Genomic DNA, 22910 nt, shown 5'->3' on the forward strand with positions numbered 1-22910 from the left:
GATCAGTCTACGGAGGAAGGGGGAAGGCTCCGCATTCCCCGCGCCGACCGTAGGGCACGGATCACATTGGACGCCTCGCGCCGGCCGCCGCGGAGCGGACTGAGGAGGACGACCGCCGCCGTGATGAGCCACGGCTTGGCGCGGACGAGGGCGTTCTCGCCGTACCTGAAGTGGACGACGAAGAGGTTCCGGTACATGTAGAACCCCTTCCAGCTGCTGAGGTCGTGCTGCTGGCTGAAGTCCAGCTGCCGCACGAGCACCGCGTCCCGGACCGCCCAGATTGTGTAGCCGGCACGCCGGGCCCTCAAGGCGTAGTCGGCGTCGTCGTAGAAGATGAAGTACGCCGGGTCGGGCAGCCCGATCCGCTCGACCACCTCGCGGCGCACCATGAAGCCCTCGAAGGCGACGTTCTCGACCGGCACCCGCCCGGGCATGGCGTCCCGGGTGCCGTACGTCGAGGCCACGCTGGCGGCCTTCGGCCTGATCGCGAGCGGGTTGCGGAGGTCGAAGCGGATCGCCGCGAGCTCCATCAGGTGGCCCGCGCTGTCCTCGCGGACGGTCAGCAGGCAGGCCTCGTCCTGGGCGAGCAGCACGGTGAGGCAGTCCGGCGCCGGGATCACGTCGTCGTCCATGAGCCAGATCCGGTCGAAGCCGCCGTCGTACGCCGCCCGAAGGCCGAGGTGGAAGCCGCCGGCCCCGCCGAGGTTGCTCTCGGTGGTGATCACCTGCAGGCCCGGGACGCCCGCCTCGGCCAGCACCTGCGCGGTGTGGTCGGTGCTGGCGTTGTCGACGACGATCACCGCGTCGGCGGGGCGGTCCAGCCTGCCGAGCCCGGCCAGCATCTTCTCGAGCAGGTCCGCGCGGTTGTAGGTGACGACGACGATCGCGACGCTCTCGGTCACTTCAGGTACCTCTCGTGGCCGGTGAAGTCGCCGCGCAGCGCCGCCCACCACGCTCGCGCCGAGAGCGCGATCCGGCCCGGAGCCGGCCTGGTGAACGCGTAGAACCACAGCGTCTTCGCGACGAACGCCAGGGCGTGCGGCCACCCGCGGTAGTCCCGGAGGTTGAGCAGGTTGTTGCGGGCCATGCAGTAGTGCTTGAGGTCGTCGGGTGAGTGGTTGTAGGTCGTACGCCCGTGCAGCATCGGGGTCCCGAGGCTGCCGACGGAGGGGTGCCGCACCTGCGCGTCGACGACTGTCGCGATCCGCGCGCCGGCCGCCTCGGCGCGGAGGCGGTACTCGTGGTCGTCGCCCCAGATGAAGTACTCCGCCCGGGGGTAGCCGATCCGCTCGACCAGCTCGCGGGTGACCAGCACGCCGTTGAACGGGATGACGATGTCGCGGATGAGCCCGCCGGTCGCGGCCGCCTGCACGTCGGCGAGGCGGTGGACGACGCGGGTCCCGCCGGGCAGCCGGATCGGGAAGACCAGCCGGCCGGGGTCGCTCTCGTCGACCACGAGCGGACCCCAGAAGTCGAGGCCGTCCCGATGGGCCAGCAGGCGGTCGAGGCAGTCGGGCTCCGGCAGGCCGTCGTCGTCCATCAGCCAGACCAGGTCGGAGCCGCGCTCGACCGCGAGCCGCAGGCCCTCGTGGAAGCCGCCCGCTCCCCCGCTGTTGGTGGCGAGCGTGCGGGCGATGACGGGCACCGACCGGTGGTCGTCGCCCGAGGGCGCCCCGTCGAGGCCGGACAGCCAGTCGGAGGTCCCGTCGGTCGAGGCGTTGTCGACGACGATCACCTCGTCGAGCCCCTTGACCCCGTCGAGCCGCTCGAGCAGCCGCTGCAGCAGCGGCAGGCGGTTGTAGGTAACGACGACGGCGGCGATCACGGGGAGAACCCTAGAGGTGCCGGTCGCGCCGGCGTCAGCAGGCGGCGGCGAGGTCGTTGGTCTGGTTGGCGGTGTAGCCGGTCGACAGGGAGCCGTACGAGCCCTCGGTCATCTGGGAGGACGACGAGTGCTTCTTCTGCTTGTGCTTGCCACCGCCGGTCTTGTCACCGCCGCCTCCGCCCTCGCCCTCGGCCTTGTCGATGGCGTCGGAGACCATCCGACGGGCCTTGTCGATGTCAGGGTTGCCCGTGTTGATCGCGGGCGGGACCAGCGAGACGGTCGCGACCTTCTGCTTGCGGGCCTTCAGCGCGAGCTCGACGAAGGTTCCCACCTCGCTGGTCGGGATCGAGGTCTTGAACATCGCCCGGCCGGCACTGGCGATCGAGTCGAAGTGCTTGACCACGTCGGCCGGGCTCAGCTGCTGCAGCATCGCGTTCATGACGCACTTCTGCCGGGCCATCCGGGAGTAGTCGTCCGAGGTGGCGCGGGAGCGGGCGTACCACAGCAGGGTGTCGCCGGAGAGCTTCTTCACACCGGGCTGGATGTAGCCGGTGACGTTGCCCGTGGGCCCGATCGCGATCGGCTGGCGGACGTTGATGGTCACTCCCCCGACCGCGTCGGCGAGGTCGCGGAAGCCCTGCAGGTTGATCATCGCCCAGTAGTTGATCTTGAGACCGGTGATGCCCTCGATGCCCTCCTTCGTGGCCTCGACGCCCGGCTGGTCGTATCCCGTGAAGAGCGCCTTGTGGTCGTCGGCGTACGTCGTCAGGCTGTTGAGCTCGCAGCCCTCGCAGTCGTAGCCGTGCGGGAACTGCTTCGCCATCACCGAGCCCTCGGGGAAGGGGAAGTTCTCCATGTTGCGCGGGAGGCCGATCAGGACTGTCTTGCCGGTGTAGGCGTCGATCGAGGCCACCGTCATCGAGTCGGTGCGCAGGCCCCACCGGCTCACGCCGGAGTCGGCGCCGAGCAACAGGACGTTGTAGCGGCCGTCGACCGCGGCGCTCGACGCGCCGCCGCCGAACATGGACACCAGCACGCTGCGGGTCACCCCGACCTCGTGCGAGCCGTAGAGCAGCGTGCTCGCCACGGTCATCGCCAGGGCGCCGTTGGCGAGGATCGCCCAGCGCCGCTGCGACAGCGTGAGGGTGAGCGGCTGGCCGAGGCGCCAGGCGTCGACGAAGAGCCCGGCCCAGGCGATCGCCAGCACGATGAGACCGACCCGCAGCCAGGTGAGCACCCACGGCGTCGTACCCAGGAAGAAGAACAGGCCGTGCCAGAAGTACGAGATCAGCACGACGAGGAACGTCCCCACCGCCATCACGGCGGTGGTCCGCAGCGCCCACCGTCCCAGCCGGCGGTTGCCGGCGACGAGCTGGGCGGAGCCGGGGAGCACGAGCGTCATCAGCATCAGTGCCAGCGCACGGCGGAAGCGCACCCGGGCGGCACGCTCGGCCGCGCTGCGGGGACGACGGACGACGGTCGCGGGTGAGGCCGCCTGGGCAGACATACGAGAGATCTCCTGAGGGGAAGGTCAGGACTGCCCCGCCAGTATCACCAGTCACAGCCGTCACAGCGGTCACGACGCGCCGCGCGCACCGAGGCCGCGCGTCGAGCGCCGGGAACTCGGGTGATGCCAGGCGCGCACGGTACCGTTCCGCGCATGGCAGACCGTCCCCGGAACCCGGGCAGCACTCCCCCAGGCGGGGATGACGCCCCCGAGTACGACTGGCTGTACGGCAAGAACCGTGGCCGGTCGGGGGCCCCCTCCCCTGACCCGGGGAAGGCGCCCGACCCCACCCGGCCGGTACGCCGCCCGCGCGCCGACCGGCCCGCGCCGACCGCGGGCGAGGAGTCGACCCGGGTGATGCAGACCGAGCCCCGCGGACGAGCAGCGGCGCCGGAGCGCGCGCTGCCCTCCCCCGGCGAGATCGCCCCCACGCCCGGCGGCCCGTCCGGCCCGGGCGGCCCCCGCGAGGGCACGACGTACGGCGGCCGCGGACCCGACTGGGGCCGCATCGGCCGTGGGCTGCGACGCCCGAAGCGGATCGTCCAGATCGTGCTGGCCCTGCTGCTCATCTGGATCATCGCGATCGTGTGGACGGGCCTCTCCATCCCGCACGGGCTCAACCACGTCGCCTGGGAGCCCAAGGGCGCACGCCCCGACGACCAGCCCGGGACGACCTACCTCGTCGTCGCCTCCGACTCCCGGAAGGGACTCACGAAGGAGGAGCGCAAGAAGCTCTCGACCGGCAACGCCGGCGGCCAGCGCACCGACACCATCAAGCTGCTCCACACCGGCAGCGGCCCCAACACGCTGGTCACCATCCCGCGTGACTCCTACGTCCCGATCCCCGGTCACGGCAGCTCGAAGATCAACGCGGCCTTCGCCTGGGGCGGTCCGAAGCTGCTGGTCAGGACGATCGAGCAGGACACCGGCATCCGCATCGACGGGTACGTCGAGATCGGGATGGGCGGACTGGTCAACCTCGTCGACGCCGTCGGCGGCATCACGATCTGCCCGAAGACCAACATGGACGACAAGCTCGCCGGCCTGCATGTCAAGAAGGGCTGCCAGGACGCCGACGGCGTCAAGGCGCTCGCCTACTCGCGCTCGCGCCATGCCCAGAAGCTCGGCGACCTCGGCCGCGGCGAGGCGCAGTCGGAGGTCATCGGTCAGATCGGCAGCAAGATCGCCACGCCCGCCACGCTGCTCAACCCGTTCCGGCTGCACGGCCTGAAGGACGCCGCCGGCGGCATCAGCGTCGGCGACGGCATGGGCACGATCGACGTCGCGAAGTTCGGCCTGGCCTTCAAGTCGGTGGCCGGCGGCTCGGCCCTGGTCTGCGGCGTCCCGATCTCGGACCTGTACGTCCACTGGGACGAGGCGCGCTCGAAGAAGTTCTTCGGCTACATCATCGACGACAAGACCGACGACATGCCGAAGTCGCTCTGCACGCCGTCCGGGCTGCCCAAGAGCATCACCGGCTAGCCCGCCGGCCGCGGCGGTCCGACACACTGGGGCCTCGTGACCTACGAGACCCTCACCTTCGCGACCGACGCCGACGGCATCGCCACCCTCACCCTCGACCGGCCCGACGCGCTCAACGCGTTCGACCTCACCATGGCACGCGAGCTGCTCGAGGTCTTCACGACCGACGCGGCCGACGACGACGTGCGGGCGGTCGTCGTGACGGGCGCCGGGCGCGCGTTCTGCGCCGGCATGGACCTCTCCGCCGAGGGCAACGTCTTCGGCCTCGACGAGACCCTCGACCCGACGCCGGAGGCACTCGCCGCCCACCTGGCGGACCCGTCGGTCCATCCGGAGTACGCCGACGGCGTACGCGACACCGGCGGCAAGGTCACCCTCGCGATCCACGCGCTCCCCAAGCCCGTCATCGCGGCGATCAACGGCCCTGCGGTCGGGATCGGCGCCACGATGACCTGCGCGATGGACCTGCGGCTCGCATCGACGAAGGCCCGGATCGGCTTCGTCTTCGGCCGGCTCGGGATCGTTCCCGAGGCCTGCTCGAGCTGGTTCCTGCCCCGCATCGTCGGCATCCCGCGGGCCCTCGAGTGGATCTACGGCGCCGACATCCTCTCCGCCGAGGAGGCGTACGCCGGCGGGCTGGTTCGGTCGGTCCACGAGCCCGAGGAGCTGCTGCCGGCGGCGTACGACCTCGCCCGGCGGTTCGTCGTCGGCCGCTCCCCGGTGGCGCTCGGGCTGGCCCGGCAGCTCGTCTACCGCAACAGCGCGGCCGCAACCCCGCTCGAGGCGCATCTCTCCGACTCGCTGGCGATGTGGCACACAGCGGTGGGCGACGGCGCGGAGGGGGTCGCGGCCTTCCGCGGGAAGCGCGACCCGGTCTTCACCGGCAAGGCCTCCGCGCTGCCGCGGGTCTTCCCGGCCTAGAGGATCAGCTTCAGGATCACGTCGAGCACGAGCACGAAGGCGAGGCCCGCGACGGAGAGCACCGTCTCCATCGACGACCAGGTCCTGATCGTCTGGCCGACGGTCATGCCGAAGTACTCCTTGACCAGCCAGAACCCGGCGTCGTTGACGTGGGAGAAGAACACCGAGCCGGCACCGACGGCGAGCACGACCAGCGAGACCTCCCAGTTGTCGAGCCCGGGCAGCAGCCCGACCACGAGCGAGGAGGCGGTGATCGTCGCAACCGTCGCCGAGCCGGTGGCGAGCCGGATCAGGACCGCGAGGACCCAGGCCAGGAGGAGGACCGGGAAGTCCACCTTGTCGGCCCAGTCGGCGAGCTTGGTGCCGATGCCGGTGTCGACGAGGACCTGCTTGAAGCCGCCGCCGGCCGACACGATGAGCAGGATGCCGGCGATCGGCGGGAGCGAGCTCTCGAGGACCTTCGAGAGCTCCGCCTTGCCCATGCCCGACGCCCTGCCGAGAGTGAACATGGCGACGACCACGGCGATGAGCAGCGCGATCGGCGGGTTGCCGAGCACGTCGAAGACCTGCCGGACGGTGTTGTCCGGGTTGCTGTCCCACACGATGTCCGAGACCGACTTGGCGAGCATGAGCACGACCGGCAGCAGCACGCTGAACAGCGTGATCCCGAAGGACGGACGGACCGCCCTCTCGTCGCGGGTCGAGTCGAACCTCGTCGGGGCGGGTACGTCGACCCACCGTCCGGCGAGCCGGCCGAACAGCGGGCCGGCGACGATCACGGTCGGGATCGCGACGATCACGCCCAGACCGAGCGTGAGGCCGAGGTCGGCGCCCAGGTTGGCGACAGCGGTCAACGGGCCCGGGTGCGGCGGCACGAAGCCGTGCATGGCCGAGAGACCGGCGAGAGCGGGGATGCCGACGGTGACCAGCGAGACCCTGGCACGGCGTGCGACCAGGTAGATCACGGGCATGAGCAGCACGAGGCCGATCTCGAAGAACATCGGCAGGCCGATGATCGCGCCGACCAGCGCCATCGCCCACGGCAGCGCGCGGGGTGAGGCCTTGCCCACGATCGTGTCGACGATCTGGTCGGCACCGCCGGAGTCGGCGAGCAGCTTGGCGAACATCGCGCCGAGCGCGATCAGCAGGCCCACGCCGGCGGCGGTGCTGCCGAATCCGGTGCTGAAGCTGGTGACGACGTCGTTGACGTTCTGTCCCGCCACGATGCCGACGACGAGGCCGCCGACGATCAGGGACAGGAAGGGGTGGACCTTGAGCAGGGTGATCAGGACGACGATCACCGCGATGCCGAGGACCGCCGCCAGCACGAGCTGGAACCCGCCGGCCACCGGTTGTGTCAGGTCCGAGGCCGCCAGGGCCGGAGACACGAGATGCATGGAGCTCTCCTCACTCAGCCGACGTCGTGGGCCACGGCGTCGACGTATTCCTGGACGATCGCGTCGACGTCCTGGTCGACGTCGATCGTGGTCCCCCGCTCGTCGGGCTCGAGAGGCTCGAGCGTCTTGAACTGCGACGTCAGCAGGGAGGACGGCATGAAGTGGCCGGGGCGGCTGGCCTGGCGACGGGCGATCACCTCGCGGCTGCCGGCCAGGTGGAGGAACGTGACCTGGTGGGCGTGGTGACGCAGCTGGTCACGGTACTTCCGCTTGAGCGCCGAGCAGCTGATGACGGCGCCGTTCGGGTGCGCCGCGAGCCACTCCCCGATGGCCTCGAGCCACGGATGGCGGTCGTGGTCGTCGAGCGGGATGCCGGCCGACATCTTCTTGATGTTGGCCGGCGGGTGGAAGTCGTCGGCGTCGGCGAAGGGCACGCGGAGACGCTGCGCGATGGCGGCGCCGACCGTGGACTTGCCTGAGCCGGAGACGCCCATGACGACGAGTACTGGTTTCATGTCCGGACACTCCCTCCTGTGGGGACCGTCACATATCTGACCAAATAGTCAGACTTTTGTCACGTGTAACGATCAAAGAGCCGTCTATATGCCTGACGCTCTCCAGGTGGGATGATCAATGACGTGAAGCCGAACGGCGCCGGACGCAGCAGGATCCATGCGGACCTGCTCGACAGCCTGGGCGAGAGGATCGCCTCGGGCCGGCTCGCCGTGGGAGAGGTCCTCACCCTGGAGGGCATCACGTCGTCGTACGACGTCTCGCGGAGCGCGGCACGAGAGGCGATCCGTGTCCTGGAGTCGATGGGCCTCGTCGCGTCGAAGCGCCGGGTCGGCATCACCGTGCGGCCCCGCGAGCAGTGGAACCTCTTCGACCCGCGGCTGATCCGGTGGCGGCTCGAGTGCGGCGACCGCAGCAACCAGCTGCTCTCACTCTCCGAGCTGCGGCGCGGCTTCGAGCCGGTCGCGGCGGCGCTCGCCGCCGAGCGGGCCACCCCGGAGCAGAACCGCACCCTCGCGGCGGCTGTCTCCGACATGGTCGTGACCGGCCGTGACGGCGACCTCGAGCCCTACCTCGAGGCCGACCAACGCTTCCACCGCACGCTCCTCGAGGCGAGCGGCAACGAGATGCTGCGGGCGCTCGCCTCGGTCGTGGCGGTCGTCCTCGAGGGTCGCACCCACCACGACCTGATGCCCCGCAACCCCAACCCGGAGGCGATCGCGCTGCACGACGAGGTCGCCCGGGCGGTCCGCCAGCGCGACCCCGGGGCCGCGGAGAAGTCGATGCGCGCGATCATCGACGAGGCAGCCGCCGCACTCGCCGAGGAGCACGGCCGCTGAGTCTCGCATGGGTCCGGTGCGTCAGCTGATGGCCGTGTTGGCGGCCCGGGTCGCCCTCCGTGAAGGTGAAGCGAACAGGTGACGATGGGTTGGGCACCGGACGGTGACCGACGCCGCGCGAGGGTCGGTCAGGTGCCGACGGTGCGGTCGAGGAGCGCCTTCAGCTCGACGAAGTGGCGCTCACAGGCGGCGGCGTTCCACTGGGAGGTGTCCTCCATCGTGTAGCCGTGGGCCGCGCCCGGGTAGATCTCGTTGCTGTGGACCAGGCCGGCCTCCTCGAGCACCTTCTCGAGCGTCGCGACGTTGTCCGGCGTCATCGACCCGTCGTTGTCGGCGTGGCCGAAGACGTACTCCGCGTGCGTGCCGGCGATCTTCGTGTGCGGAGAGTCGGGGTCCTCGGTGACGAGCCCGCCGCCGTGGAAGCCGCCGACCGCGGCCACCCGGTCGGGCAGCAGACCGGCGGTGCGTACGGCGAGCCGGGCGCCCATGCAGTAGCCGGTCGTGCCGATCGGGCCGCCGCCGGTGTACTCGTCCAGCACGGCGACGTACGCCGGCACGTCGATCGCGACCTGGTCGGGGGTGAGACCGTTGACCCGGTCCATGACGCCGGAGGAGAAGAACGCCGCCCGGGCCTCGGGGTCGCGCAGGTCGGTGCTCGGCGAGGTCTCGGCGGCCGTGCCGACGCGGTAGAAGACGTTGGGCGCAAGCACCGTGTAGCCCCAGCCGGCGATGGTGTCCACCATGTCGGCGATCCGCGGGCGCAGCCCGATCGCGTCCATGAAGAACAGCACTCCTCCCCTGCTCTCGCCCTCGGCGCGGGCCAGGTAGGCCTCGGCGGTCCCGGCGCTGGTCGTGATCTCCATGAGCTCAGCCATGGCTCGCACGCTACTGGACCTCGTCGTCGAGGTGGTCGCCCCCTCCCCCGGCCCGTGCGGCCCGGTCCTCGGCCTCGGCGTCCCCGGTGAACAGCCCCGCTCGCGGCTCGGGGACGTGGGTGCCGTTGCGCCGCGCCTGGGACTCGACCAGCTCGGTGCGCTGGCGCGGCAGCCCGTCGGGATCGTGCCGCTGCAGCCAGGCGATGAGCTGCTCGCGGACGTGACAGCGCAGGTCGAACAGGGTCGGCGCGTCGCGCGCGGTGACGAGGACCCTGACCCTGACCACGCCCGCGACGGCGTCGGTCACCTGGAGCACCTTCACCCGGCCGTCCCACAGCTCGCCGGCGCAGTCGAGGATCGTGTCGAGCTGGTCGCGCATGGCGTGGGTGTCGACCCGCCAGTCGACGTCGAGCTCGACGGAGCCGAGCAGCTCGGAGGTGTGCCGGGTCCAGTTCTGGAACGGGTTGTTGGCGAAGTAGGTCGACGGGAGGATCAGCCGCCGGTCGTCCCACAGCCGTACGACGACGTACGTCAGGGTGATCTCCTCGACCCATCCCCACTCCTCCTCGACGATGATCGCGTCGTCGATGCGGAGCGCGTCGGAGAAGGCGAGGGTGAGGCCGGCGAAGACGTTGGACAGCGTCGACTGGGCGGCCAGCCCGGCGACGATCGAGATGACGCCCGCTGAGGCGAGCACGCTCGCGCCGACCGCGCGCACGCCCGGGAAGCTGAGCAGTGTCGCCCCGATCGCGATCACGACGAGCGCGCCGATCGTGAGCCGTCGCAGCAGGAGCACCTGGGTGCGCAGCCGCCGGGCCTCGCGGTTGTCGGGCACGTCGATGCTGTGACGCCGGAGGCTGACGTCCTCGAGGTAGACCAGGATCGCGCCGACGAGCCAGGCGGTCGCGCCGATCACGGCGATGTGGCAGGCCTGTTGGACGAGCCCCCACCACGACGCGGTGCCCATCGGGCCCTTCCGCACCGCGACGTTCGCCGCGACCGCGAGCGCGAAGGTGAAGAACGGCCTGCGCATCGCCGACCCGGCCCGCCGCGCCGGCGGCCAGTACCGACCGACCAGGCGGAAGGCGAGCAGCCCGAGCGCCACCTCCACCAGCGCCGTCGCCACCGCCGACACGAGGCCCCAGATGAATTCCATCCACGAGTCCGCCATGGCGGACCGGTAGACACCGACCGGTGGTCGGAAACGGCCTCGACGGTTACGGCTGGTTACAACCTTGTTGCTTCCGCAGGCCTCAGAGACCGAGGACGAGGAGGTCCTCGGCGGCGGGCTCACCGGCCGCGTCGTTGAGCGCCCCGAGGGCGCGTACGACGGCGGTCCGCTCCTCCTCGGTCAGCCGGCCGAGCACGGCGCGGATCTCCCGGCGTCGACGCTCGGTGACGGCGGCGACCAGGCCGCGCCCGGCCTCCGTGAGGTCGACCAGCACCTCCCGTCGGCTGTCCGGGTTCTCGCTGCGGACGACCCAGCCGCCGGCGACCATCCGGTCGACGCTCCGGCTGAACGTGGACTGATTGGCACCCAAGCGCTCGGCGAGCGTGCCGAGCCGGAGCGGCCCCTCGGCGGAGAGCACGACGAGCACGCGGAACTGCGGGAGCGTCACCTCGTCCAGCGCGTCCGCGACGGACCTCGCGACGATGCCGAGGAGCGCCCGCGATGCCGTCAGCGTCGCATCGGTGGCGGCCGTGAGCCCGCCTTGGTCGGTCATGCCCCCAGTCCACCATCCGAGTCAATTGCATGTCTGCAACATTTGCATGATTGCATATGTTCTCGAACCAACCGAACCGCCGCAGCCGGAGGAGTGCCATGCTCGACCAGGCCGACCGTCGTACGCCGCCCGCCGAGGCGACGCTGTCCTGGTTGCGCGGCTCACGCTTCGGCCTGTTCGCCCTCGCCGTCCTCGTCGGCGTCGGGGCGGGTCTCGGCGCGGTCGTCTTCCGCTACCTCGTGGAGGGCATCACCTGGCTGGCGACCGGCCACGACCAGTTCGGCCAGGACGGCCGCGTGGGGAGCGACCACCTCGCCTGGCTGGGGCTGGGGTTCTTCGTCGTCGTTCCTGCCGTGGGCGGGCTCCTGTACGGCCCGCTCGTGTACCGGTTCGCCCGGGAGGCGCGCGGCCACGGCGTACCCGAGGTGATGGTGGCGGTCGCCGAGAACGGCGGCCGGATCCGTCCCCAGGTGAGCGTGGTCAAGGCGCTCGCATCGGCGCTCACGATCGGCACCGGTGGCAGCGTGGGCCGGGAGGGGCCGATCGTGCAGATCGGCTCGGCGCTCGCCTCGAGCCTCGGGCAGTGGATCCGCACCCCGGAGAGCCGACTGCGGATCCTGGTGGCGTGCGGCGCGAGCGGCGGCATCGCGGCGACCTTCAACGCCCCGATCACCGGCGTGTTCTTCGCCGTGGAGATCATCCTGCGCGAGCTCGCCGGCGACGCGCTCTTCGCCATCATGCTGTCGGCGATGGTCGCCGACGCGGTGGCGATCCCGATCCTCGGCGACGTCCGCTTCCTCGACAAGTTCCCGCTGGGGGTCCGCCTCGACGATCCCGCCGACTACGCCCTCGTGGCCCTGCTCGCGGTGCTCGCCGGGCTGCTCGGCCAGCTCTTCACGGTGGTGCTGTACGCCGTCGAGGACCTCTGCGACCGGGTCTGGGGCACGCGGCCCGAGTGGGCGCGGCCGGCGGTGGGCGGCCTCCTCGTCGGGTTGGTCCTGCTCGCCCTCCCCCAGCTGTACGGCGTCGGCTACCCCGTCATGTTCAAGGCGGTCGCCGGGGACTACGGCGTGTGGTTCCTGCTCCTGCTCGTCGTCGGCAAGCTGGTCGCGACCAGCCTCACGCTCGGCGTCGGCGGCTCCGGTGGCGTGTTCGCCCCGTCGCTGTTCGTCGGGCTGATGCTCGGGACGGCGTACGGCATCGTCGTCGACGACCTCGCCGGTCCCGGCGCCGGCGATCCGGCGCTGTACGCCGCGGTCGGGATGGCAGGCGTCTTCTGCTCCGCCACCCGTGCCCCGCTGACGTCCCTGGCCAGCGTCGTCGAGATGACCGGCGCCTACGGCCTCACCCTGCCGGTCATGCTCACGGCGGGCGTCTCGACGGCGGTCTCCCGTGGACTCAGCTACGGCACGATCTACACCACCAAGCTGCTCCGCCGGGGGCAGGACATCGACCGGGTCGCCCCGTGGCGCGCCTTCACCCAGCTCACGGCCGGCGGCGCGATGCAGCGGCTCACCCGGCCGGTGTCGGTTCCGGCGGGCCCGCCGCCGGCGGAGGCAGCGTTCGACGGCGAGATCGCGACCGTCCGCGCCCCGTCCGCCGTCTTCGACTCGGAGTCGATCGTCGACGTGCTCCGCCACATGGAGGCCCATCGCCGCGACGGCCTGCCCGTGCTGTCCGAGGACGGCCAGCTGATCGAGGGCTGGGTGACCAACCGGAGCATCCTCCGGACCGTCGCCCACCAGCTCGCCGCCTCCGACGCCGGCCGGACCGACGCCGGCCCGGGCGCCCTCCCCGGGCACCGGATCCTCGAGCTCGCGGTCGCCGCGGGCTCGCCGTACGCCGGGCGTGAGCTCGGCGGCGTCTCGTGGCCCGACGGCTACGTCGCGGCGTCGGTGATCCGCGACGACCGGCTGCACCCGCCCGAGGAGTCCCTCGTCCTCCGTCCCGGCGACCGCGTCGGCCTGCTTGCCCGGACGGACTGACACCCACCGACCAGAGGACGACCGGAGGACCCGTGCCCACACACCCGAGCCGCACCGCCCGCCTCGCGGGCCGCCTCCTGCGCACGCGCGCCGTCGTACGCGCCCCGATCCTGCTCTACCGTGCCCGGCTCGGCCGGCTCCTCGGCGACCGCCTGCTGCTCCTCGAGCACCGCGGCCGCACCACGGGCCGGCGCCGCTACACCGTCCTCGAGGTCGTGGACCACGACGCCGGGAGGTACGTCGTGGTCTCCGGCTTCGGCGAGAATGCGCAGTGGTACCGGAACGTGATGGCCAACTCGGCGGTGAGGGTCTCGACCGGACGCCTGCACCGGATCCCGGCCGCGGCGCGACGCCTCACCGATGCGGAGGCCGCGGAGGCGCTGCAGCGCTACCGCGACCGGCATCCGAGAGCCTGGGCGCGGCTCGCCCCGGTCCTCGAGGAGACCCTCGGCGCCCGGATCGACGAGCGGGGCACGACCCTCCCGCTCGTCGCGCTGGAGACGCCTCAGGGCCGCGTCGACCGGCTCGGCCGGAACCGGTCCTGACCGAGCCTGACCGGGCCGGGTCAGGCCCGCTCCGCCGCGGCCGCCTCGGCGTCCTCGGTGGTCTGCGGCACAGGATCGACGTGGACGTACTTCCCGCCGCGCAGCGCGGACGCGAGCGCCGCGACCAGGCAGCAGGCGATCGCGAACCCGAAGGCGACCCCGAGCCCGTCGGCGAACGGCCCCGAGATCATCGCCGGGAAGAAGTCCCGGCCGGTCAGGTGGGCCTGCTGGGCCGCCGTGAGGTGGCTGAGGGTGTCCGAGCCGAGCAGCATCTGGACCGGGTTGTAGCCGAGCAGCGAGGCGAACAGCACGCCTACCGGCGGCAGGTCGGCGATCTCCGCCGCCTTGCCGGCGGGGACGCCCTGGGCGGTCAGGCCGCTGGTGAGCTCGTGCGGGAGCGTCGAGGCGAGCCCGGCGATCATCAGCGAGAAGAAGATGCCGATCGAGAGCACCATCGCCGCGTTCTGGAAGGTGCTGGTCATGCCCGCGCCGACGCCGCGCTGACCCGCCGGGAGGCTGTTCATGATCCCGGCACGGTTGGGTGAGGCGAACAGCCCCATGCCGAGGCCGTTGAGCAGCAGCGCGATGGCGAACTCCCAGTAGGAGAAGTTCACCGGCAGCTCGAGCAGCCAGACGAAGCTGAGCGCCGCGACGACCATCCCGCCGGTCGCGAAGAGCCTCGCGCCGAACCGGTCGGAGAGGTAGCCGGACACCGGCCCGGCGACGAGGAAGCCGAGGGTCAGCGGCAGCATGTAGATGCCCGCCCACAGCGGCGTCTTCTCGAAGCTGTAGCCGTGCTGCGGCAGCCAGATCCCCTGCAGCCAGATGATCAGGATGAACATCAGCCCGCCGCGGCCGAGGGCGCCGAGCAGGCTGGCGAGGTTGCCGAAGGTGAACGCGCGGATCTTGAAGAGCCCGATGTGGAACATCGGCTCGGCGACCCGGGTCTCGACCACGCAGAAGATCGCGAGCACGACGGCGCCGCCGATCAGGGCGGTCAGCACCCACGGGTTGGTCCAGCCCATGTCGTGGCCGGCGTACGGCTGGATGCCGTAGGTGATGCCGACGAGGACGGCGATGAGGCCGATCGCGAACGTGGCGTTGCCCCACCAGTCCATCCGGGCGTGCCGGCGGGCGCCGAGGTCGTGCAGCTTGAGGTAGGCCCAGACGGTGGCGAAGACGCCGATCGGCACCGACACGACGAAGACCATGTGCCACTCGACCGGCGCGAGCAGACCGCCGACGACGAGGCCGATGAAGGAGCCGGCGATGCCGGCGACCTGGTTGAGCCCGAGACCGAGACCGCGCTGGTTGGCGGGGAACGCGTCGGTGATGATCGCGGCGGAGTTCGCCATCAGCATCGCGCCGCCGATGCCCTGGAAGATGCGCATCGCGATGAGCCAGAGCACGCCCGCCGTGCCGTGCATCCAGGTGATCGCGAGCATGATCGAGAAGACGGTGAAGATCGCGAAGCCGGCGTTGTAGATCTTCACCCGGCCGTACATGTCGCCCAGTCGCCCCAGCCCGACGACGAGCACGGCCGTCACGACCATGTAGCCCATGATCAGCCAGAGCAGGAGGCTGGTGTTGCCGGCGGCCAGCGGGTCGACGCCCACGCCGCGGAAGATGTCGGGCAGCGCGATGAGGAGGATCGACTGGTTGATGGTCGCCAGCAGGACGCCGAGCGTGGTGTTGGAGAGGGCGATCCACTTGTAGTGGGGGCTGCGCAGATCGCGCTCCGCCCTCGCCTGAGCCCGCTGCCTGCGCTCCTCGACCCGTTCCCGGACCGCGGCGTCCGCCATCCCGCCTCCTTCTAGATAGTTGACCTTTGCTAACTATTCTGCCGCAGCGGTCAACCCCCTCGCACGCGGGGTCCTCCCTAGACGGCGAAAGGGATGTAGAAAGAGTTCTTTCGAAAGACTAGTTTCAACGCATGCCGGAGAAGCTGCCCCGCCGTCGCCTGACCGACCCACGCGAGCTGCGCGCGCTCGCCCATCCGCTCCGCCTCCGGCTGATGGAGGAGCTGGCCTTCGGCGGCCCCCTGACCGCCTCGGAGCTCGCCGAGCGGGTCGGCGAGAGCCCGGCCAACTGCTCCTGGCACCTGCGCCAGCTGGCGAAGTACGGCTTCGTCGAGGAGGCCGAGGGCCGCGCCGGCCGCCGCCGCCCGTGGCGCCTGGTCCTGCAGAGCAGCACGTGGGGCGACGCGGACGACCGCGAGCTGCAGGCCGCGGGCCAGGCGGTCGGAGAGATGCTCGTCGAGCACGAGTACGCCGAGCGGCGGGCCTTCCTCGCCCGGGAGGCCGGCGAGCCCCGGAGGTGGCGGGACGCCGCGTTCCTCACCCAGTCCCTGGCCTGGATGACGCCGGCCGAGCTGCACGAGGTCGACACCGTGCTCACCGAGATCGTGACCCGCCACCCCGAGCGCTTCACCGACCCCTCGACCCGCCCCCGCGGTGCGCGACCGGTCCGGGTCCTCGGGTGGGGCTTCCCCGCCCGGGCGGCCGAGGAGCAGGGATGACCTCCTCGGTGGCCGACGGCGAGCAGGCCCCGCCGTCGAGCCTGTGGCGCAACCGCGACTTCGGGCTGCTCTGGGGCGGGCAGGCGCTGTCCAGCCTGGGCAGCTCGATGGCCTCGCTGGCCTACCCGCTCGTGGTGCTCGAGCTCACCGGCTCCGCCGTGACGGCCGGGGCGGTGGGGACGGTCGCGCTCGTCGTCCAGCTGCTCGTCAACCTGCCGTCGGGCGTCCTCGTCGACCGGGTCAACCGGCGCCGGCTGATGATCGGGTGCGACCTGCTCCGGCTGGCGGCCTTCGGCGTACTCGCGGCCGCGCTGCTGACCGGTCACGGCAGCGTGGCGCTCGTGCTCGCCGTCGCGGTCGTGGAGGCGCTGTGCGACATGCCGTTCTTCAACGCGGCGATGGCCGCCGTACGCAACCTCGTGCCGCCGCACCAGGTGTCGACGGCGATGGCCCGCAACGAGGCGAGGCAGTACGCCGTCACGCTGGTGGGCCCGCCGCTCGGCGGTGCCGCCTTCGGGCTGGGCCGCGCGCTCCCGTTCGCGGCGAACGCCGTCAGCTACCTGTTCTCCCTGGTCGCACTCCTCCTGATCCGCACCCCGCTCCAGGAGGTGAAGACGGAGCAGCCGGCCTCCGCTGTGGGAGACCTCGTCGAGGGGCTGCGCTTCATGGTCACCGACCCGTTCCTGCGTGCCACGATGCTCATCGCCCCACCGATCAACTTCGCGCTCAACGGGATCCTGTTCGGGCTCGTCCTCGTGCTCCGCGGGCACGGCCTGAGCCCGGCGCTGATCGGGACGGCCGAGACCCTCTTCGGTGTCGGCGGCCTGGCCGGTGCCCTCGCGGCGGGGTGGCTCCTGCGGAGGTTCGCGTTCCCGCTGCTGCTGCGCGGGATCTGCGTCGCCGGCGTACCGCTGATGCTCGCCGTCCTCCCGCTGTCCGGGTCGCCGCTGGCGGCCGCCCCCGTGGCCGTCCTCGGCTTCCTGGGGCCCGCGCTCAACGCCGGACTGTTCGGACATCTGGCCCGTGTCGTCCCCGACCGTCTCCAGGGCCGCGCCATCGGCGCGATCATGTTGGCGGCCATGGGCCTCACCGCCAGCGCCCCCGTGGTCGCCGGGCTGCTCGTCCACCACTTCGGCGCCGCCGGGATCGCCGTCGGGGCGGCCGCCGCGATGGCGGTCGCCGCGACCGGCGCACTCACGAGCAAGGGGATCCGGGAGATCAGCGCCGGCTGAGCGGAGCTGGGCACCCGGGTCCTTGTGCCGGGCCTTTCTCCCGTGCCCTCTGTCGGCGAACGGGCGGAGAGTGGAGGCATGGGCACTCGTGACAGCCGTCCGGAGCAGCGTCGCATCGCCGCCCGCGCCGTCGGGCTGGTGAAGGTCTTCGGCACCGGCGACGCGGAGGTCAGGGCGGTCGACGGCATCGACCTGGACCTGTGCGCCGGCCAGTTCACCGCCGTGATGGGACCGTCCGGCTCGGGCAAGTCGACGCTCATGCACTGCCTCGCGGGCTTGGAGAAGCCGACCCGCGGCGAGACGTTCATCGACGACACGGCGCTCAGCTCACTGAAGGACATCGCGCTGACCCAGCTGCGGCGGGAGAAGGTCGGCTTCGTCTTCCAGTCCTTCAACCTGATCCCGACGCTCACCGCGCGGGAGAACATCCTGCTCCCCCTCTCCCTCGCCGGGCGCAGGCCCGACAGGGCCTGGTTCGACACCGTGGTCGGCACGCTGGGGCTGCACGACCGCCTGGCCCACCGGCCCAGCGAGCTGTCCGGCGGCCAGCAGCAGCGCGTCGCCTGCGCGCGGGCGCTGGTGTCGAAGCCGGCGATCGTCTTCGCCGACGAGCCGACCGGCAACCTCGACAGCGCGGCCGGGGCCGACATCCTCGCGTTCCTGCGCCGCAGCGTCGACGAGTTCGGGCAGACGGTCGTCATGGTGACCCACGACGCCGTGGCGGCGTCGTACTGCGACCGAGTGGTCTTCCTCGCCGACGGGCGGGTCATCGACGAGCTCGGCAGCGCCGACCGCGCCCAGATCCTCGCCCACCTCGCGGGCATCCAGGCCCTTCCCGCCCAGCGGTCGGCGGAGCGGAGCTGACGATGCTCCGGTTCGCGCTGCGCAGCCTCTTCGCCCGCAAGACCCGGCTGGCGATGAGCTCGCTCGCGATCGTGCTCGGCGTGGCGTTCCTCGCCGGCGTGCTCACCTTCAGCCACGGGCTCAGCGCGACCTTCGACAACATCGTGAAGGGCACCATCCCGGACGCGATGATCCAGGTGAAGGGCCGCGACGAGATGATCACCGCCAGCCAGCCGTCGACGCTGACGCTGTCGCCGGCACAGCTGGCCAGGGTGCGGGCGCTCCCGGAGGTCGGCGCGGCGCAGGGCGGCGTCGAGGGGTACGGCGTCAGCCTGCTCAGCAAGGAGGGCAAGCTCGTCGGCGGGCAGGGCGCACCGACGTTCGCGAACAACTACGCCCCGATCGACAACCTGCTCGGCGAGCCGATGATGCGGATGGACTCCGGCCGGCCCCCGACCCGCACTGGCGAGATCATGATGGACAAGCGGTCGGCGGAGCGCGGCCACTACCGGGTCGGCGACACGGTCAGGATCGTCACGCCGGGACCACAGCCGCTGCAGCGGCTCCGGCTGGTCGGGATCAACTCCTTCACCGGCGGCGGCGTCGCGGGCGCGGTCATCCTGATGCTCGACACCGACGACGCACAGCGTCTCTTCTTGGGCGGGCGTGACGCGTACGGCGCGATCGAGCTCTCGGCGGCGCCAGGGGTCAGCCAGCAGCAGCTCGTCGACGCCGTACGACCGCTCGTGCCTGCCGGCTTCGAGGCGGTGACCGGTGACAAGGTCGCCGCCGACACCCAGAGCTCGATCGACTCGATCCTCGGTGTGATCTCGACGTTCCTGCTCGTCTTCGCGGGCATCGCGGTGCTCGTCTGCGCGCTGATCATCGTCAACACCTTCACGATCCTCGTCGCCCAGCGGACCCGCGAGCTGGCCGTGGTGCGCGCGCTCGGCGCGTCCCGCCGCCAGATCACCTGGTCGGTCCTCCTGGAGGCGGTGCTGATGGCCGTGGTCGCCACCGGGGTCGGCATCGCCGCCGGCTGGGCCCTGGCCCGCGGTCTGGCCGCCGTCTTCCGCGGGCTCGGCCTCGAGATCGCCGGCGACACCCTGACGCTGACGGCGTCGAGCATCACGGCCTGCGTGGCCGTCGGCGTCCTGGTGACCGCGCTGGCGGCGTACCTCCCCGCCCGCCGGGCCGGCCGGATCGCACCCGTCGCGGCGATGCGGGTCGACGCCACGCCCGCCCCGTCGTCGCTGCGTCGTCGGCTGTACGTCGGCGTGCCGGCCCTCGCGCTCGGCGCGCTGTGCGCCGTGGCCGGTCTCGTCGGGGCTCCGGGCAACGACACCGCCTGGATCGGGGTCGGCGCGGTCATCTGGATCGTGACCACGGCGACGCTCAGCGGCCTGCTCGGCCGGCCGTTCCTCTCGCTGCTCACGCGGCTCTTCGCGCGGCTCTTCGGAGCGACCGGCCGGATCGCGGGCGAGAACGCCCAGCGTGACCCGCGGCGGACGGGCGCCACCGCCTCCGCCCTCATGATCGGCCTCGCCCTGGTGTCCACGATCGGCGTGCTCGCCGCGTCGCTCAACCGCACGGTCGACGACATCGTCGACGAGGACTTCGCGGCCGACTTCATCGTGCAGGGGCCGTCGTACGCGCCGTTCCCGACGGCGATCGGCGACGCGATCGCCTCCGTCCCGGGCGTCGGCGTGATGGCCCGCCAGCAGGTCGCGTACGGCGAGCTCCACGGCAGGAGCACGGCGTTCACCGCCAACGCGTCGAGCTTCTGGCGGATCTACTCGCTCGACATGGTCGCCGGCCGGCAGGCCGTCCACGGCGACGAGGCGCTCGTGTTCGAGGAGGTCGCGAGGGAGCACGGCTGGCACGTCGGCAGCACCTTCCGGCTCACCTTCCCCGGCGCGAAGGCGCTGCGCCTCACGGTCGCCGGGATCGCGAAGGAGAGCGCCGTGACGGGGCCGATCACCATCCCGCTCTCCGAGATCTCGAAGGCGGGGATCGAGCGCCAGGACAGCTACCTCAGCATCGACGCCGCACCCGGCACCGACCCGTCGGTGTTGCACCGGCGGCTCGACACCATGCTGGACGCGCTCCCGGTGGTGTCGGTCCAGGACAAGCAGGAGTTCGCCGACTCCATCCGCGGGCAGGTCAACCAGCTGCTCTACCTGATCTACGGGCTGCTCGCGCTCGCCGTCGTGATCGCGGTCTTCGGCATCGTCAACACGCTCGGTCTCAGCGTCATCGAGCGCACCCGCGAGCTCGGCCTGCTCCGTGCCATCGGCCTCAGCCGGCCGCAGCTGCGCGGCATGGTCACGCTCGAGTCGGTCGCGATCGCCGCCCTCGGCGCGGTCCTCGGCCTGGTGCTCGGGCTCGCCTTCGGCATCGCGCTGCGGCAGTCGCTCGCGAGCGACATCAGCAGCCTCGGCGTACCCCTCACGCAGCTGGTGCTCTTCCTCGTCGCCGCCGTCGTCGTCGGGGTCGTCGCCGCGGCCATCCCAGCCGTACGCGCCAGCCGGCTCGACGTGCTCAAGGCGATCGCCACCGAGTGACCGGGCCGGACGCCGGGCATGCTGGGATGAGCACCCGACCCGAGGAGCCCGCGATGACGCTGACGGAGCAGCTGGCCGTCGACCCCGCCGACCCGGCGCCGCCGTACGAGCAGGTACGCCGGCGGCTCGACGCGCTCATCGACAGCGGTGCGCTGCCCGTCGGCGAGCGGCTGCCGGCGGTGCGCCAGCTGGCCGGCGACCTCGGGCTCGCGGCCGGCACCGTGGCGCGGGCCTACCGCGAGCTGGAGCAGGCGGGCCTCATCGAGACCCGCCGCGGCGCCGGCACCCGGGTCGCGGGCGGCGCGCAGCGGCGGGCCGGACTCCTGCGCGAGGAGGCCGCGGCGTACGTCGAGAAGGCGCGGCTCCTGGGCTTCGGCACCGACGAGACCATCGCCGCCGTCGCCCGGGAGCTCGGCGCCTGACGGACAGGCCGTTCAGAGGTTGCTCTGCACCCCGGCGAGCAGCTGCCGTGCCATGACGATCCGCTGCACCTGGTTGGTGCCCTCGTAGATCTGGGTGATCTTGGCGTCGCGCATCATCCGCTCGACCGGGTAGTCGCGGGTGTAGCCGTAGCCGCCGAGCAGCTGCACGGCGTTGGTGGTGACCTCCATCGCGACGTCGGAGGCGAACGCCTTGGCCGCGGCGCCGAAGAAGGTGAGGTCGGAGTCGCCGCGCTCGGAGCGCCCGGCGGCGGCGTAGGTCAGCTGGCGGGCGGCCTCGAGCCTCATCCCGGCGTCGGCGATCATGAACTGCAGCCCCTGGAAGTCGGCGATCGGCTTGCCGAACTGCTGCCGCTCCTTGACGTAGCCGAGCGCGTAGTCGAGCGCCCCCTGGGCGACGCCGACCGCCTGCGCGGCGATCGTGATCCGGGTGTGGTCGAGGGTCTGCATGGCGTACTCGAAGCCGCGGCCCTCCTCGCCGATGATCCGGTCGGCGGGGAGGCGGACGTTGTCGAAGTAGACCTCGCGGGTCGGCGACCCCTTGATGCCGAGCTTCTTCTCCGGGGCGCCGAAGGAGACGCCCGGGTCGGACTTCTCGACGACGAACGCGGAGATGCCCTTCGACCGCTTCTCCGGGTCGGTCATGGCGAGCACCGTGTAGTACTCCGAGACGCCGGCGTTGGTGATCCACCGCTTGGTGCCGTTGAGCACCCACTCGTCCCCGTCGCGCACGGCGCGGGTCTTCTGGTTGGCCGCGTCCGATCCCGCGTCCGGCTCGGAGAGGCAGTACGAGAACCCGCCCTCGCCGGCGGCGAGCTTGGTGAGGTACTTCTTCTTGATCTCCTCACCGCCGCCGATCTGGACGGGCAGCGAGCCGAGCTTGTTGACCGCGGGGATCAGGCTCGCCGCCATGTCGGCGCGGGCGACCTCCTCGATGACGATGACCGTCGCGAGCGCGTCGGCGCCGGCGCCGCCGTACTCCTCGGGGACGTGCGGCGCGAAGAAGTCCGAGGCCAGCAGGGCCTCGTGGGCCTCCTGCGGGTAGCGGGCCTCCTCGTCGACGGCGGCCGCGTGCGGCGCGACCTTGTCGTCGCAGATCTCCCGGATGGCCTTGCGGATCTCCCGGTGCTCCTCCGACAGCGCGAAGAGCGGGTACTCGTCGGTCATGCCCGGCAGTCTACGGAGGTTCACCGTCGCTTGTTACCCGCCGGTCACCAACCGGGCGGGAATCCCGGGATCGGGACCGCGGTTGTGGCGTCATGACCGACTGGCAGAACCGCGCGACGGTCGACTACTTCCTCGACGAGTGCGAGACCTGGGCGGTCGTCGGCCTGTCCGGCGACCCGTGGCGTACGGCGTACTCCATCGCCCAGGAGCTCCAGCGGCGCGGCAAGCGCATCGTGCCCATCCATCCGAAGGCCGCGGACGGTGGCCTGGAGGTGCTCGGCGAGAAGGCGTACGCGACGCTGGCCGACGCCGCCGCGGCGGTGGGCCCGATCGACGTCGTCGACGTGTTCCGCCGCTCCGAGGCGGCCGGCGAGTTCGCCGACCAGGCGGTCGAGATCGGCGCGCAGGGAGTGTGGTTCCAGATGGGCGTCGTCGACGAGGCCGCCTTCGAGCGGACCACGAAGGCCGGGCTCAGGATGGTGATGGACACCTGCCCGAGCAAGGAGTGGTACGTCCGCGAGCGTTTGGCGTAG

Annotated in this window: 21 protein-coding genes; 11 read left to right on the plus strand and 10 right to left on the minus strand. The window is 71.6% G+C overall.

All coding sequences use genetic code 11. The annotated features are described in order from the left end of the window. Positions 1-2: 2 nt before the first annotated feature. From ABLE53_RS16305 to ABLE53_RS16315, 3 genes are read right to left on the minus strand one after another with little or no spacing between them, the layout of a single operon-like run. Positions 3-902 (minus strand): glycosyltransferase family 2 protein, encoded by a 900-nt coding sequence (locus ABLE53_RS16305; protein ID WP_348860088.1) that lies wholly within the window; start codon positions 900-902, stop codon positions 3-5. Next, positions 899-1825: a glycosyltransferase family 2 protein gene (locus ABLE53_RS16310; RefSeq protein ID WP_348860089.1), complete on the minus strand. Its 927-nt coding sequence runs from the start codon at positions 1823-1825 to the stop codon at positions 899-901. The genes ABLE53_RS16305 and ABLE53_RS16310 overlap by 4 nt, the downstream gene beginning before the upstream one ends. A gap of 34 nt (positions 1826-1859) precedes the next feature. Next, positions 1860-3332, minus strand: a complete 1473-nt coding sequence (locus ABLE53_RS16315) for an LCP family protein (protein WP_348860090.1) — start codon at positions 3330-3332, stop codon at positions 1860-1862. Between the two features lie 153 nt (positions 3333-3485). On the opposite strand from ABLE53_RS16315, the gene ABLE53_RS16320 reads away from it, so the two are divergent. Both ABLE53_RS16320 and ABLE53_RS16325 read left to right on the plus strand, forming a co-directional pair. Next, positions 3486-4814 (plus strand): LCP family protein, encoded by a 1329-nt coding sequence (locus ABLE53_RS16320; protein WP_348860092.1) that lies wholly within the window; start codon positions 3486-3488, stop codon positions 4812-4814. A gap of 36 nt (positions 4815-4850) precedes the next feature. Then, entirely contained in the window at positions 4851-5735 is an 885-nt protein-coding gene (locus tag ABLE53_RS16325) for a crotonase/enoyl-CoA hydratase family protein (protein WP_348860093.1), read from the plus strand. On the opposite strand, the gene ABLE53_RS16330 is transcribed toward ABLE53_RS16325, so the two are convergent. Further along, complete coding sequence (locus ABLE53_RS16330; RefSeq protein WP_348860095.1) at positions 5732-7132, minus strand: GntP family permease; 1401 nt, start codon at positions 7130-7132, stop codon at positions 5732-5734. The two genes, ABLE53_RS16325 and ABLE53_RS16330, sit on opposite strands and share 4 nt — an antisense overlap. A gap of 14 nt (positions 7133-7146) precedes the next feature. Then, on the minus strand, positions 7147-7647 hold the full coding sequence (locus tag ABLE53_RS16335) for a gluconokinase (RefSeq protein ID WP_348860096.1): 501 nt from the start codon (positions 7645-7647) through the stop codon (positions 7147-7149). 123 nt (positions 7648-7770) lie between these two features. Between ABLE53_RS16335 and ABLE53_RS16340 the strand changes: the two genes are divergently transcribed. Beyond that, positions 7771-8484, plus strand: a complete 714-nt coding sequence (locus tag ABLE53_RS16340; RefSeq protein WP_348860098.1) for a FadR/GntR family transcriptional regulator — start codon at positions 7771-7773, stop codon at positions 8482-8484. Positions 8485-8612: 128 nt separating this feature from the next. On the opposite strand, the gene ABLE53_RS16345 is transcribed toward ABLE53_RS16340, so the two are convergent. The 3 genes from ABLE53_RS16345 to ABLE53_RS16355 all read right to left on the minus strand — a co-directional run bounded on the left by ABLE53_RS16345 (position 8613) and on the right by ABLE53_RS16355 (position 11083). Continuing rightward, a complete protein-coding gene (locus ABLE53_RS16345) occupies positions 8613-9359 on the minus strand; it encodes a dienelactone hydrolase family protein (protein WP_348860099.1) in 747 nt (248 codons plus the stop codon). Positions 9360-9369: 10 nt separating this feature from the next. Beyond that, a complete protein-coding gene (locus ABLE53_RS16350) occupies positions 9370-10530 on the minus strand; it encodes a mechanosensitive ion channel family protein (RefSeq protein ID WP_348860101.1) in 1161 nt (386 codons plus the stop codon). Positions 10531-10612: 82 nt separating this feature from the next. Continuing rightward, the gene (locus ABLE53_RS16355; protein WP_348860102.1) at positions 10613-11083 is read right to left on the minus strand and encodes a MarR family winged helix-turn-helix transcriptional regulator; all 471 of its coding nucleotides are present in this window, start codon (positions 11081-11083) and stop codon (positions 10613-10615) included. Positions 11084-11181: 98 nt separating this feature from the next. Here ABLE53_RS16355 and ABLE53_RS16360 point away from each other — a divergent pair, with 98 nt between their 5' ends. Beyond that, entirely contained in the window at positions 11182-13068 is a 1887-nt protein-coding gene (locus ABLE53_RS16360; RefSeq protein ID WP_348860103.1) for a chloride channel protein, read from the plus strand. 32 nt (positions 13069-13100) lie between these two features. Continuing rightward, positions 13101-13613: a nitroreductase family deazaflavin-dependent oxidoreductase gene (locus ABLE53_RS16365; RefSeq protein ID WP_348860105.1), complete on the plus strand. Its 513-nt coding sequence runs from the start codon at positions 13101-13103 to the stop codon at positions 13611-13613. A gap of 20 nt (positions 13614-13633) precedes the next feature. Here the strand turns inward: ABLE53_RS16365 and ABLE53_RS16370 are convergent, their stop codons facing one another. Then, positions 13634-15415, minus strand: coding sequence for an MFS transporter (locus ABLE53_RS16370; RefSeq protein WP_348860107.1), 1782 nt, complete (start codon positions 15413-15415; stop codon positions 13634-13636). A gap of 131 nt (positions 15416-15546) precedes the next feature. Between ABLE53_RS16370 and ABLE53_RS16375 the strand changes: the two genes are divergently transcribed. From ABLE53_RS16375 to ABLE53_RS16395, 5 genes are all read left to right on the plus strand, one after another. After that, on the plus strand, positions 15547-16131 hold the full coding sequence (locus ABLE53_RS16375) for an ArsR/SmtB family transcription factor (RefSeq protein WP_348860108.1): 585 nt from the start codon (positions 15547-15549) through the stop codon (positions 16129-16131). After that, positions 16128-17363 carry an MFS transporter gene (locus tag ABLE53_RS16380; protein ID WP_348860110.1) on the plus strand — a complete coding sequence of 412 codons (1236 nt, stop codon included), beginning with the start codon at positions 16128-16130 and terminating at the stop codon, positions 17361-17363. The genes ABLE53_RS16375 and ABLE53_RS16380 overlap by 4 nt, the downstream gene beginning before the upstream one ends. A 78-nt stretch (positions 17364-17441) precedes the next feature. Next, positions 17442-18227 carry an ABC transporter ATP-binding protein gene (locus ABLE53_RS16385; protein WP_348860111.1) on the plus strand — a complete coding sequence of 262 codons (786 nt, stop codon included), beginning with the start codon at positions 17442-17444 and terminating at the stop codon, positions 18225-18227. Between the two features lie 2 nt (positions 18228-18229). After that, entirely contained in the window at positions 18230-20770 is a 2541-nt protein-coding gene (locus ABLE53_RS16390; RefSeq protein ID WP_348860112.1) for an ABC transporter permease, read from the plus strand. 53 nt (positions 20771-20823) lie between these two features. Further along, positions 20824-21192: a GntR family transcriptional regulator gene (locus ABLE53_RS16395; protein WP_348860113.1), complete on the plus strand. Its 369-nt coding sequence runs from the start codon at positions 20824-20826 to the stop codon at positions 21190-21192. A gap of 12 nt (positions 21193-21204) precedes the next feature. Here the strand turns inward: ABLE53_RS16395 and ABLE53_RS16400 are convergent, their stop codons facing one another. Next, positions 21205-22377, minus strand: coding sequence for an acyl-CoA dehydrogenase family protein (locus ABLE53_RS16400; protein WP_348860115.1), 1173 nt, complete (start codon positions 22375-22377; stop codon positions 21205-21207). Between the two features lie 92 nt (positions 22378-22469). Between ABLE53_RS16400 and ABLE53_RS16405 the strand changes: the two genes are divergently transcribed. Continuing rightward, a complete protein-coding gene (locus ABLE53_RS16405; RefSeq protein WP_348860116.1) occupies positions 22470-22910 on the plus strand; it encodes a CoA-binding protein in 441 nt (146 codons plus the stop codon).

It is taken from the genome of Nocardioides asiaticus, assembly GCF_040049175.1.
In the GTDB taxonomy this organism is placed as follows: Bacteria; Actinomycetota; Actinomycetes; order Propionibacteriales; family Nocardioidaceae; genus Nocardioides; species Nocardioides cheoyonin.

Coding starts and splice junctions, on each gene's coding strand:
- ABLE53_RS16405 (WP_348860116.1), top strand. CDS start 22,470: ATGACCGACTGGCAGAACCGCGCGACGGTCGACTACTTCCTCGACGAG.
- ABLE53_RS16345 (WP_348860099.1), bottom strand. CDS start 9,359: ATGGCTGAGCTCATGGAGATCACGACCAGCGCCGGGACCGCCGAGGCC.
- ABLE53_RS16355 (WP_348860102.1), bottom strand. CDS start 11,083: ATGACCGACCAAGGCGGGCTCACGGCCGCCACCGATGCGACGCTGACG.
- ABLE53_RS16335 (WP_348860096.1), bottom strand. CDS start 7,647: ATGAAACCAGTACTCGTCGTCATGGGCGTCTCCGGCTCAGGCAAGTCC.
- ABLE53_RS16370 (WP_348860107.1), bottom strand. CDS start 15,415: ATGGCGGACGCCGCGGTCCGGGAACGGGTCGAGGAGCGCAGGCAGCGG.
- ABLE53_RS16395 (WP_348860113.1), top strand. CDS start 20,824: ATGACGCTGACGGAGCAGCTGGCCGTCGACCCCGCCGACCCGGCGCCG.
- ABLE53_RS16385 (WP_348860111.1), top strand. CDS start 17,442: ATGGGCACTCGTGACAGCCGTCCGGAGCAGCGTCGCATCGCCGCCCGC.
- ABLE53_RS16360 (WP_348860103.1), top strand. CDS start 11,182: ATGCTCGACCAGGCCGACCGTCGTACGCCGCCCGCCGAGGCGACGCTG.
- ABLE53_RS16320 (WP_348860092.1), top strand. CDS start 3,486: ATGGCAGACCGTCCCCGGAACCCGGGCAGCACTCCCCCAGGCGGGGAT.
- ABLE53_RS16380 (WP_348860110.1), top strand. CDS start 16,128: ATGACCTCCTCGGTGGCCGACGGCGAGCAGGCCCCGCCGTCGAGCCTG.
- ABLE53_RS16400 (WP_348860115.1), bottom strand. CDS start 22,377: ATGACCGACGAGTACCCGCTCTTCGCGCTGTCGGAGGAGCACCGGGAG.
- ABLE53_RS16330 (WP_348860095.1), bottom strand. CDS start 7,132: ATGCATCTCGTGTCTCCGGCCCTGGCGGCCTCGGACCTGACACAACCG.
- ABLE53_RS16375 (WP_348860108.1), top strand. CDS start 15,547: ATGCCGGAGAAGCTGCCCCGCCGTCGCCTGACCGACCCACGCGAGCTG.
- ABLE53_RS16350 (WP_348860101.1), bottom strand. CDS start 10,530: ATGGCGGACTCGTGGATGGAATTCATCTGGGGCCTCGTGTCGGCGGTG.
- ABLE53_RS16315 (WP_348860090.1), bottom strand. CDS start 3,332: ATGTCTGCCCAGGCGGCCTCACCCGCGACCGTCGTCCGTCGTCCCCGC.
- ABLE53_RS16390 (WP_348860112.1), top strand. CDS start 18,230: ATGCTCCGGTTCGCGCTGCGCAGCCTCTTCGCCCGCAAGACCCGGCTG.